Origin of the sequence: Dyella solisilvae (assembly GCF_003351225.1) — a bacterium.
Lineage (GTDB): Bacteria > Pseudomonadota > Gammaproteobacteria > Xanthomonadales > Rhodanobacteraceae > Dyella > Dyella solisilvae.
Map to the genome: position 1 here is coordinate 715,180 of NZ_QQSY01000002.1, position 11,924 is coordinate 727,103.

Below are 11,924 nucleotides of genomic sequence, written 5' to 3' on the forward strand. Positions count from 1 at the left end.
GATCAGCGCGCGAAGGCGTGCAGGCGCACGCGGTAGATACGTATCTGGCGCGGATCCATCATCAGCTGACGGCCCTGGTTGCTCTGGTCGCCGTTGAGTCGCTGCAGCACCGTCCAGCCCGCGCCCGAGCGCGTCACTTCCTCGATGCTGCTGATGCCCGCCACGCGGGCGTCGGTGTCGGGATCGCGGCGCACATTCACATGCAGCCCGCTGCCCACGACGAAGAACTCGTCCGGGGCGGACTCCAGCACCAGCATCGCGCCGTCGTCCGTGAGCAGGGTCTTTTCCGGCCACGAACGCGCCAGCGTCCCCGAGAACAGATAGCCGCCGAGCGAGACCGTCTGGGTTGCGCGCGGACTCTTCGCATGCAGCACCATGCCGCGCGTGCGGTTGTCGGCCTGCGCGGCGGGCAGCATGTCACCGAGCTGCTTGAGTGCGCCGTAGACCTGCATCATCAGCGGATCCTGCCCGCCGTCCTTGCCCGGGGCGGGCAGGCTGTCGATATCGAACGGGCTGAAGCCGAAGCCGCGCGCCTGGCCGTAGGCGTACAGCGCATTGTACGGCGCCACCTGCAGTCTCGCCTCCGGGATGAACACTGGATTCCCCAGCGCCTGGTAACGCTGCACCCAGTACTCGAACTCCGGCCAGTAGATGTCCGGTGCGTAGAAGTCGATGTGCGAGGCGACCGCACGATAGACCTGCTGGTAGTACGGATGCGGCCCGCCACTCGGGTACTCGCCCGCACGCTCCAGCGGCGCCGGCAACTGCACGTTGAGGTACATGGGCAGCGCGTACTGCTCCTTGCCGGCCTGCGCCACGCTGTCGATGTAGCTGGCATAGCGCCAGGTCATGAACACTTCGTCGGCGGCGTCGCCGAACACTTCCTTCCAGTTGCGGCCCTGCGGGTTGAAGTGCGCGGCCAGTTCCGGCGTGAGTTCGCCGCGCTTGGACTGCAGCGCCTGCACCAGCGAGGCGGGCACGGCGCTGTTGAAGGCACGGTCGGCCTCAGCCGAACGATCGCGCCCGTCGCCGACCAGGCCCACCTCGTTTTCCACCTGCACCATCAGCACGGTCTGCTGCTTGTCGGTCTGGCGCAGGTGCGCCATCAGTGCAGCGAACGCGCGACGATCGAGCTTGAGGGTTTCCTCGCCGAAGGTCGAAAGGATTTCCAGCGGCGTGCCGTCGACCGCGCGCGCACGCGGGAAGCGCGCGCCGTCAGCCTTCACCCAGCCCGGCGCGTACTCGGAAAAGCCATTCTTCCAGCTGCCAAACCACAGCAGCACAAGGCGCATGTTCTGGCGGCGCGCGACCTCGACCCAGTGATCGAGCACGCGGAAGTCATAGCTGCCCTCCTGCGGTTCCAGCTGGTCCCACGCCACCGGCACCAGCGCCGTGTTCACGTGCAGGCTGGCAAGGTGCGGCAGCACCGTATCGGCCTGGGCCTCGGCGCCCGCCGAGGAGTTGCCCAGCTCGCCACCCAGGATGAGGAACGGCTTGCCATCGACGATCAGCTGGCTGGCGCCGCCTTCAAGCCGGACGCGTGGCAGCTCGGCCGCCTGCGCGGTGGTCGCCAGCATGGCCAGCGAAGCCAGCGCCGTAAGCCATCGGGTCATCAATCTGTTCATGCGTGAGGATTCCATTCTGCGAGTGCGTGGAGGCGGGCCGGCGTCACGGCGCCGCCGGCACGTCGGCGTAGGCGGCAACGGCAAGTGACACCATCGACGGCGAGCCATCGCCCAGCACGTCGTAGGCGCGTGTCAGCGCCGTGGCGAAGGCGGGCGAGTCGGCCAGCGCGCCGAATACCTGGCCCAGCGCCAGGAAGGCCGGCACGTCATGAAGCGGATCGCCATTGCAGCCCTGCCCCACGGCCTGCAGCAGCTCGTTCATCGGATCGACCAGCGCAACGCCGCGCTGCGCCTGACGACGCACGAACTGCATCCAGGCGGCGATCGGCAGGCACAGCGCCTCGATCGAGCGGCCCTGCGCCATCGACTCGGTGATGGTGGACAACAGGCGAACCGGCAGCTTCTGCGAGCCGTCCCACGCGATCTGCGATAGACGATGGCGGATCGACGGATTGCGGAAACGATCAAGGATGGCGTCGATGTAGCGACCCGGTTCCAGTCCGCGCGGCAAGGCGATCGCCGGCGCGATGTGCTCGCGCATCAGCCCCTCGACGAACCCGGCGAGCACCAGGTTACCCATCGCGTCGCCGACGCTGTCCAGCTCCATCAGCGAGCCCAGATAGGCCAGTGAGGAATGCGCGCCGTTGAGCAGGCGCAGCTTGGAGCGATCGTAACCGGCGATGTCCGTGCTGAGGGTGGCGCCCACCTGCTCGAACGGTGGACGCTCGTTGCAGAAGCGGTCCTCGATCACCCACTGCGTGTAGGCCTCGCGCTGGATCGGCCAGGCATCCGCCAGACCCAACGCGGTGTGCACGCGCTCGCGCAGGGCGTCATCGGTCGCCGGCGTGATGCTGTCGACCATCGAGCAGGGGAACGCCACATCCGCCTCGATCCAAGCCGCCAGCGCGGCATCGACGCGCGTGGCGTACTGCAGCACGGCGCGGCGCAGGCGATGGCCATTGTCGGCGAGGTTGTCGCAACTGAGCACGGTGAACGGCGCGACGCCACTGTCGCGCCGCGCGCGCAGGCCGGCCACCAGGTAGCCGATGGCGCTGCGCGGCGTCGCCGGCGCGGCCAGGTCGTGCGCGATGTCAGGGTGAGCCACGTCGAGGTCATCGCCGGCGAGGCAATAGCCCTTCTCGGTGATGGTCAGCGTGACCAGCCGCACGGCGGGTTCGGCGAGGCGCGACAACACCGAAGCCCCTTCGTCGCGGGCGCACAGCAGTTCGCGGATCGCGCCGATCACGCGGAACTGCGTCTCGCGGCCGAGCAGCGCCAGCGTGTACAGGCCGTCCTGCGGGCGCAGCGCATCGCGCACATCGTGGCTGTTGAGCGAGACCGCGCAGATCGCCCAATCCGGGTGCGTGGGCAGCAGGTCGTCCACGTACACCGCCTGGTGGGCGCGGTGGAACGCGCCGGCGCCGATGTGCACGATGCCGACCTGCGTGCGCTCCAGCTCATAGGCAGGTCGCGCCACCGACGACGGCAGGCTGTCCAGGGTGCGCGCCGACAAACGGCCCGCGTCTTCTTGCTTCGACATCATCAACGCTTCACCTCAAATCCATCCTGCTGCAGAAAGGCCTGCATGTCGGCCTCGCGCAGCACGTTTACATCGCCGGGTACGGAATGCTTGAGACAGCCGGCCGCCACGGCGAAATCCAGCGCCTCCTGTTGGGGGACGCCGCGCAGCAGGCCGTGCAGCAGGCCGGCGGCAAACGCATCGCCGCCGCCGATACGGTCCACGATGCCGCTCATGGCGTGCGCGGCCGTGGTCAGCACGCGCTCGCGGGTGGCCAGCAGGCCTGACAGGGCCTGGTCGTCCACGCTGTTATGGCTACGCGCGGTGGCGGCCAGCAGGCGAAGCTGCGGCCAGGCCTCAAAAGCGGCGGCGGCGGCGGCACGGAAACGCTCTTCCGCCTGCGCCTGTGGAAACGCCTGGCCGAGCGCGAGCGCGATATCGCGGTCGTTGCCGAAGATCAGGTCGGCGTGACTCATGATCTCGCGCAGCAGCGCCGGCGCCTGCGCTGCGCGCGTGCCCCACAGCTTGCTGCGGTAGTTGCCGTCGAACGACACCTGCACGCCCAGCGAGCGCGCCGCGCGCACGGCGGCCAGGGCGGCCTGCGCGGTGTGTTCGTTCAACGCCAGGTTGATACCGGAAAGGTGCAGCCACTGTGCGCCGGCCAGCAGCTGCGGCCAGTCGTAGGCGTCGGCGGGCGTGGTGGCGAACACGGAACCGGCGCGGTCGTAGATCACCTCGGACGGCCGCTGCATGGCGCCGTGCGAGAGGAAGTACAGGCCCATGCGCCCTTCGGCGTAACGCACGCCGCTGGTATCCACGCCGTGGCGACGCAGTTCGCCCGCGCCGGCGCGGCCGATGGCGTGATCGGGCAAAGCGGTCACCACCACGCTGTGGTGTCCCAGGATGGCGAGCGAGGCGGCGACATTGGCCTCCGCGCCGCCATAGCGCGCCTCCAGCGACGGTGACTGCAGCGGCAGCTCGTGGCCAGGTGGTGACAGGCGCAGCATCAGCTCGCCGAAACAGACCACGCGGGCAGGTGGCTGGTGGGACATCGTCAATCTCCGTCAGTCGCGCACGTCGAAGGGCTGGGTCAGGCGGATGTCGGCGCTGGAGGCGCCGATCTGCACTTCATAGCGGCCCGGATCGACAGCGTAAGTGTGTTGCTTATCGTCGTAATAGCGTAGATCGGCGCGCGGGGTGACTTCGAAGCGCACCTGCTTCTCCTCGCCCGGCGCGAGGCTCACGCGCTGGAAGCCGTGCAGCTCGCGCACCGGGCGCCACGGCCCGCCGTGCGCGGAGCGCAGGTACAGCTGCACTACTTCATCGCCCGCGCGCTGGCCGGTGTTCTTCACCTTCAGCGTCACACCCAGACGCCCGTCCTTGCCAACGGTCGCCTTGTCGAGCGCGAGATTGGAATAGGCAAAGCTGGTGTAGGACAGGCCATGACCAAACGCGTAGAGCGGCTGACCCTGGAAGTAGCGGTAGGTGCGACCGTCCATCCGGTAGTCGTCGAAGGCCGGCAGCGCCTGGCCCTCCTTGTAGAAGGTGACCGGCAGGCGACCGGACGGATTGACCTTGCCGAACAGCACGTCGGCCACGGCGTCACCGCCGCGCTGGCCCGGATACCAGGCCAGCACGATGCCCCGCACATGCTGCTGCGCCCAGTCCACCGCCAGCGCCGAACCGGAGGTGAGCACCAGCACCACCGGCTTGCCGGTCGCGCGCAGCGCTTCCAGCAGCTTCTGCTGGGTCGCCGGCAGGCGCAGGTCGGTGCGGTCACCACCGGCGAAGCCGGGATAGTTGACCTTCATCTCCTCGCCTTCGATGTCGCTGGTCAGGCCACCCACGAACACGATCGCATCGGCCTTGTGCGCGGCATCCATCGCCTCCTCGAACGGCGGCTTGGCCCCCGGCAGGCGCCAGGCCAGCCGCACGTCGGGGTTGTGGTCACCCTTGGCGTATTCGAGGCGGATGTCGACGGCCTTGCCGGCCTGCAGCTCCACCGTGGCGTGCGGCTCATGCCTGGTGACATCTGGATTCCAGGCGTCAAGCAGCAGATGCCCGTCCAGATACAGACGATAGCCGCCGCTGGCCACCGCGCTGAGTTCGTAGCGCCCGGACACCGGCGGCAGCAGCTGACCAGTCCAGCGCGCGCTGAAGTGATTGGCATCCAGCGCCTGGTCCACCGGCAGTTCGCCCTGCATCACCAGATCGTCAGTCGGCGCGCTGTGGTCCCAACTGAAGCCGATCTTGTCGTCGATGCGGGTGAGCACCGGCGAGGTGGAGAAATCGGCGCCACGGAAGTACTCGCCCTTGAGTCCGTGCTCGCTGGCGTTGGCCGAGGGACGCAGGTAGTTCGCCGCCACCAGCTCGCCCTCGCCCTTGCTGTCGAAACCCTCGACCAGCGAGGCGCCCTTGGCGTAGCTGATCTCTGCCTGCGGCAGCGCGCGGCGGATGCCTTCGAGGACCGTCACCGGCGCGGCCGGCGTGCCGTGATAGTTGCCGAGCAGTGCAGTCACATCGTCAGCGGTCGGACCAATCACCGCCACCCGGCGCAACTGCGGCGACAGCGGCAGCACGCCGTCGTTCTTCAGCAGCACGATGGATTCTTCGGCGGCGCGGCGCGCCAGCTGGTCGTGCTGCGGCGACTGGTTCACCGAGTACGGGATCTGCGCCCAGCGCACGCGCTCCGGCGGATCGAACATGCCCAGCCGGAAGCGCGCCAGCATCAGCCGGCGCAGCGCCGCGTCGATTTCCGCCTCGCTGATCAAGCCCTGCTGCACCGCCTTGGCGAGCGCCCCATAGGTCTTGCCGCAATTGAGATCGTCGCCGCTCTTCACCGCCAGCGCGGCGGCCTGTTCGGCGGTCTGCACGATGTGGTGATGGCGGTAGATGTCCTCCACCGAATCGCAGTCGGACACCACGTAACCATGGAAGCCCCAGTCCTTGCGCAGAATTTCCTGCAGCAGGCGCGGGCTGGCCGAGGCCGACTCGCCGTCGACGCGGTTGTACGCGCCCATCACTGAATCGACCTTGCCTTCCTGCACCAGCGCCTGGAAGGCGGGCAGGTAGGTCTCGTAGAGGTCGCGCTCGCTCGGGTGCACGTCGAACTGGTGGCGCTCCGATTCCGGCCCGCTGTGCACGGCGTAGTGCTTGGCGGTGGCATCGAGCTTGCGGTAGGTCGGGTCGTCGCCCTGCAGGCCCTGCACGAAGGTCACGCCCATGCGCGAGGTGAGGAACGGATCCTCGCCATAGGTCTCCTGGCCACGACCCCAGCGTGGGTCGCGGAAGATGTTCACGTTGGGCGACCAGAAGGTCAGGCCCTCATAGCGCCCGTGCATGCCGCGGCGCAGGAAATCCTGGTGCTTGGCGCGCGCCTCGTCGCTGATGGCGGTGGACACCTCGCCCATCAGCGCCGTGTCGAACGTCGCCGCCATGCCGATCGCCTGCGGAAACACCGTGGCCTGGCCGGCGCGCGCTACGCCGTGCAGCGCTTCGTTCCACCACTCGTAGGCCGGCACGCCCAGCCGCGGGATGGCCGGTGCGTTGTTCTGCATCTGCCCGACCTTCTCCTCGAGCGTCATGCGCGCGACGAGGTCGGCAGCGCGATCCTCGAAGCTGCGGCTGAGGTCGAGATAGACCGGCGTGGCGGCATTGGCCGTCTTGGCGGCGCCTGCGGACGGCGCGCCGATCGACGACGCGCTCGCCGTGAGCAGCGCCGTGATGATCAGCGCCGCCAGCGACCACCGTGCGCGGCGCCCGCCAATCTCACGCGATTTCGTGTCCGTCTTCATCCAACCCTTGCGCATCTTGCTGTCTCTCAATCGTTACCGAGCTGGCGTGCATAAGGCCCCACCACCGCGCCGATAAAGCCACCCGCCACATCGGTGCTGAGCACCGTGCCGTCCTCATCGCGACCCAACCACTGCCAGCCGGCGCCGCCGTCGTAGGCGAACGAGTAGTTGCCTCCATCCCCGGCGATCTGCAGTTTCAGTTGCGTCGTGGCCGCGGGCAGCACGGTCTTCGCCACCAGCGTGCTGTCCTCGCCCCGATGGCGGCGCAGCGACAGCACCAGTTGCCCACCGCTGCGCTGCACGCCCATGGCGTACCAGTAGTGCTCATTCTGGAAGGCCGCTATGCCGGCCTCGACGCCCGCCTCGGCCGGCACAACCAGCGAGGTGCTCGCTTCGAAAGCGAGGTGCTGCTGTCGCCGCGCCAGGAAGGAGGGATTGCCCAGCGTGTCCAGGTCCGCAGCCAGCGGATGGATGGCCAGCTTGCCGGGATGCGAGCGCAGGTCCGCCCAATCCTGCTTCGGGACGCGCACATACAGCCATGCGGGATCGAGCGTCGTCTTGTCGAACGCGTCGCGCCAATGGAAGTTGCCGCTCAAGGGCTCCTGCGGCAGGTCGCGCTGCAGGAATGCCGGTCCCTTCGCGACTGTCGGGATCACCTGGCCATGCGGCAGGATGGTCGGCCAGCCGTCCTTCCACGTCACCGGCAGCAGGAAGGTCTCGCGTCCGGTGTTGTAATGCGTGCCGCCGTAGGCGCGACTGGCCAGGAAGATCGCCCACCAGCTGCCGTCCGCCGCCTCGACCAGGTCGGCGTGGCCAGCGTTGACGATCGGGTCGGCGCGATCGGCCGCAAGATCGCGCTGGGTGAGAATCGGGTTGCCCTCGTAGGACACGAACGGACCCCACACGGACCGGCTGCGCAGCACCACTTCGGAGTGCTGCGGCCCGGTGCCGCCCTCAGCGCACATCAGGTAATACCAGCCGTCGCGCTTGTAGAGGTGCGGCCCTTCGATCCAGATCGGCTTCTTCGCCAGATCCGTGCCGCCGTTGAGCACCACCTTGCGCGAACCGATCGGCTTGCCCTGCTTGAGGTCAATCTGCTGCAGCCAGATCGCGCGATGGCCCTCATACAGCGGCTTGCCTTCCGGCGCGTCGTTGTTGAGCAGATAGGCCTTGCCATCGTCATCGAAGAACAGCGACGGATCGATGCCCTGCACGTCGCGCAGCCAGATCGGATCCGACCACGGTCCGGCAGGATTGCGCGCGGTCGCGATGAAATTGCCACCGTTGTCCACCGCCGTGTTGACCACGTAGAACGTGCCGTCGTGGTAACTGATGGCCGGCGCGAACACGCCGCGCGACATGCCCAGCCCGTCGAAGCTCAGCTCCGACGGGCGATCGATCACGTGACCGATCGGCGTCCAGTGCACCAGATCGCGGCTTTCGAACACCGGGATGCCCGGGAAATACGCGAAGCTGGAATTGACCAGGTAATAGTGCTCGCCCACGCGCACCACGCTGGGGTCCGGATAGAAACCCGCGAGCACCGGATTGCGAAAACTACCCGGGGTCAACGGCTGCTCGAACGCCTTGTCGTGCCCGACGTACTCGAAGTCGTCGAACAGCACCGGCTCGTACGCATGCGCGCACGGGCCGAGCAAGGCGAGGAGTCCAACGAGACAACCGCTGAGCCACCGGGTCGCCGTCATCACCAGTCCCACATCGCGCCGTCTTCCAGACGTGCGATCGGCAGCTGCTTGGGCGAATACGGATAGCGTGCGGCCAGCTTCTCGTCGATGGTGACGCCATGGCCCGCGGATTCGCCGCAATGCAGGCGACCGGCGCGGAACTCGTAGTCGTGCGGGAACACTTCGTTGGTTTCGTCCGAATGGAACATGTATTCCTGGATGCCGAAGTTCGGGACCCAGGTGTCGAAGTGCAGCGCCGCGCCCATGCACACCGGCGAGAGGTCGGTGGCGCCGTGGAAGCCGGTGCGCACCTGATGCAGCGCGGCGAAGTCGGCCAGGCGACGCAGGTGGGTGATGCCGCCACCGTGCACGATGGTGGTGCGGATGTAGTCGATCAGCTGGTTCTCGATCAGGTGCTTGCAGTCCCAGATCGAGTTGAACACCTCGCCCACCGCCAGCGGCGTGACCGAATGCTGGCGGATCAGCTCGAACGACTTCTGGTTCTCCGCCGGCGTGGCGTCTTCCAGCCAGAACAGGCGGTACGGCTCCACGCTGCGCGCCAGGCGCGCGGCTTCGATCGGGGTGAGGCGATGGTGCACGTCGTGCAGCAGCTCCACTTCCGGACCGTGGTCGGCGCGCAGGCGCTCGAACAGCTGCGGCACGATCTCGAGGTAGCGCGGCGTCGACCACACGGTCTCCGCCGGCAGTTCGCTTTCGGCCGGCTCATACGGCTTGCCGGCGGTGGAGATGCCATAGGCCTTCTTCACGCCCGGCACGCCGCACTGCGCGCGGATGGCGAGGAAGCCCTGCTCCTTGAACTGGCCCACCACGTCGCTGGTCTCGCTGATGTCGCGACCGTTGGCGTGGCCGTAGACCAGCGCGCCCTCGCGAGAGCGACCGCCGAGCAGCTGGTAGATCGGCAGGCCGGCCATCTTGCCGAGGATGTCCCACAGCGCCACGTCCACCGCGGCGATCGCGGTCATGGTGACGGGACCACGACGCCAGTAGGCGCCACGATAGAAGAACTGCCACATGTCCTCGATGCGGCCCGCGTCGCGGCCGATCAGGTTGGGCACGACGTGGTCCTGCAGGTAGGACGCCACCGCCAGCTCGCGGCCGTTGAGCGTGGCGTCGCCAAGGCCGATGACGCCCGAGCGCGTCACGATCTTCAGCGTGACGAAGTTGCGACCCGGGCAGGTCACGATGACCTTGGCGTCGACGATCTCGCGATCGTGTGACGAGGAGTGCTTGGTGGCTTCAGGAACGGGGGCGCTGCTCATGGATGGGATACCTGACTGGTGCGGGAGGAGGTGACGGGGATTTCGAACGGACCTGCGGGTAGGCCCGAGTTGTCATAGAGAGTGCAGACCGGGCTGTCGGCCCAGCAGTAGCGCACACGCGCGATCGCGCTGGCCGGCAGCGCCGCGCGCAGCACCACGCTGTCGCCGTGGATGTCGGCCTCGGCGTAATGGCAGCTGCCGGCGGCCGTGCCGCACAGCTCGAAACCGACCGGGCGATCCGCGCCGTAAACGACCAGCGCGTCGGTGACGTCCTTGAAGCGCAGCGTCACCGCGTCGCCATCGGCGACCGCGCTGGCCGGGACCGGACCGGAGGGCGCGAGCTTCTCGCCGTAGACCACGTGACGCGACGCGCGCGCGAGACGGCGTCCGAGTTCCTGCTTGTTGGCCGGATGGATGTCGGTGCGCTCACCAATATCGACAGCCACGGCGAGGCCGGAGTGCGCATCGTCGGCAGCGGCCAGGCGCTGGGCTTCGCGCACGGCGGCCGAACCGCTTTCCACCGGATGCGTGGGCGCGGCGCCGTAGCCGGCCAGCTGCACGATCAGCATCGGCAGGTTGGCGCCGAAACGCGTGCGCCAGTCGCTGCGCAGTGCTTCCAGCAAGGTCTGGTAGCGGGCCGGGTCGCCGGTGTTGGACTCGCCCTGGTACCACAGCATGCCGCGCAGGCCATAGCTGCCCAGCGGCGCGATCATGCCGTTGTAGAGCGTGGTGAGGCCGGCGGTCGAATGCCACGGCAGGCTCGGCGGCGAACCAAACGACTTGGGCACCACCTGGTATTCCCACGTGTTGCTCACCGGCACGCTGGAGCCGTCGGCCAGGCGCACGACGCGCTGTTCGGCCGGCCCGTACAGGCCATCGTCCTTGTAGGTGCCGAGCACGTTGATGGCGATGAGGTTGACGCCCTCATGCAGCACGCCGGCAGGCAGCTGGTACACGCGGCCATCACCGCCATAACCGGTGCCGACCCAGCGACCGTTGACCCAGGTCTGGTCGGTTTCGTTGATCGGGCCTAGCGCAATCGCAGTGGCCTGCGCCGCCTGTTCCTTGGTGAGGTTCACCGTGGTGCGGTACCACAGCATGCCTGTGAAGTTGGCCAGCTCCGGCACGCCCCAGTTCTGCCAGGCGCCCTTGTCGAGCGGCGCAGGCTTCCAGCCCTCATGGCTGACATGCGCGGGGCTCCACGGCTGGTTGTCCGCGCTGACACCGGGGCGCGCATGCCACCAGGCCTGCCACATGCGGTCCCACTGCTCGCCGGCCTTGGCGCGGTCCTTGTTGTACAGATCAAGCAGGTCGAGCGAATCGTCGAATCCACCCACCTTGCGCAGCGCACGTGCGCTCATCCAGGGCTCGATGCGCGAACCGCCCCAGGCGGCCACGATCAGGCCCATCGGCACCGGCTCGGTCTTCTGCAGCTCGCGTGCGTAGTAGTAGCAGGCGGCGGAAAACTCCACGACGTTCTCCGGCGTGGTCTTCAGCCAATGATCGCCGGCAGGAATGCTGGTCAGCGGCAGCGGGCTGCTGACGTTGTCCACGGTGAGCATGCGGATGCGGTCGTTGCTGGCGTTCTGGATCTCGGCGCGCGAATCCAGCGTGCGCTTCACCTGCAGCACCATGTTGGACTGGCCCGAGCACAGCCATACATCGCCCACGAGCAGGTCGCTGATCGACTGCGTCCGGCCGTCGGCGGCGCTCACCTTCAGCGCATACGGTCCACCGGCGGGCAGCGCGGGCAGCGTGGCTTCCCAGCGACCCTGCGCGTCGGCGCGCGCCTTGACGCTCTTGCCGGCGAATTCGACGGTCAGCGCCTCGCCCGGCTTGGCCTGGCCCCATACCGGGTTGGCATGCTCGCGCTGGAGCACGGCGTGGTCCTGGAACAGCGCATTGAGCAGCGCGGCATCGTTGTCGGCAGCGCTCGCCGCGCTGGCGCCCAGGCCCGCCAGCGCGAGCAGCGCGGCAGTGATCCGGCGGGAGAGACGAAAGGTTGGCATGGCGGCAGTCGG

The 11,924-nt window shown here is 68.1% G+C and carries 7 protein-coding genes; all 7 read right to left on the reverse strand.

Features of this window, described 5'->3' with window-relative positions; all coding sequences use genetic code 11:
* Positions 1 to 2 precede the first annotated feature (2 nt).
* The 7 genes from DVT68_RS10425 to DVT68_RS10455 are packed head-to-tail and all read right to left on the reverse strand — an operon-like array spanning position 3 to position 11,912.
* Complete coding sequence (locus tag DVT68_RS10425; RefSeq protein WP_158543488.1) at positions 3 to 1,625, reverse strand: GH35 family beta-galactosidase; 1,623 nt, start codon at positions 1,623 to 1,625, stop codon at positions 3 to 5.
* Between the two features lie 43 nt (positions 1,626 to 1,668).
* Positions 1,669 to 3,165: a mannitol dehydrogenase family protein gene (locus tag DVT68_RS10430; protein ID WP_114825336.1), complete on the reverse strand. Its 1,497-nt coding sequence runs from the start codon at positions 3,163 to 3,165 to the stop codon at positions 1,669 to 1,671.
* 2 nt (positions 3,166 to 3,167) lie between these two features.
* Positions 3,168 to 4,196, reverse strand: coding sequence for a sugar kinase (locus tag DVT68_RS10435; protein ID WP_114824997.1), 1,029 nt, complete (start codon positions 4,194 to 4,196; stop codon positions 3,168 to 3,170).
* A gap of 12 nt (positions 4,197 to 4,208) precedes the next feature.
* A complete protein-coding gene (locus tag DVT68_RS10440) occupies positions 4,209 to 6,938 on the reverse strand; it encodes a glycoside hydrolase family 3 protein (RefSeq protein WP_114825337.1) in 2,730 nt (909 codons plus the stop codon).
* 26 nt (positions 6,939 to 6,964) lie between these two features.
* Positions 6,965 to 8,644, reverse strand: a complete 1,680-nt coding sequence (locus DVT68_RS10445) for a glycoside hydrolase family 43 protein (RefSeq protein WP_114824998.1) — start codon at positions 8,642 to 8,644, stop codon at positions 6,965 to 6,967.
* A complete protein-coding gene (gene manD, locus DVT68_RS10450) occupies positions 8,644 to 9,903 on the reverse strand; it encodes a D-mannonate dehydratase ManD (RefSeq protein WP_114824999.1) in 1,260 nt (419 codons plus the stop codon). Before manD ends, DVT68_RS10445 begins: the two co-directional genes overlap by 1 nt.
* Positions 9,900 to 11,912: a sialate O-acetylesterase gene (locus DVT68_RS10455; RefSeq protein ID WP_114825338.1), complete on the reverse strand. Its 2,013-nt coding sequence runs from the start codon at positions 11,910 to 11,912 to the stop codon at positions 9,900 to 9,902. The genes manD and DVT68_RS10455 overlap by 4 nt, the downstream gene beginning before the upstream one ends.
* Between the last annotated feature and the right edge of the window lie 12 nt (positions 11,913 to 11,924).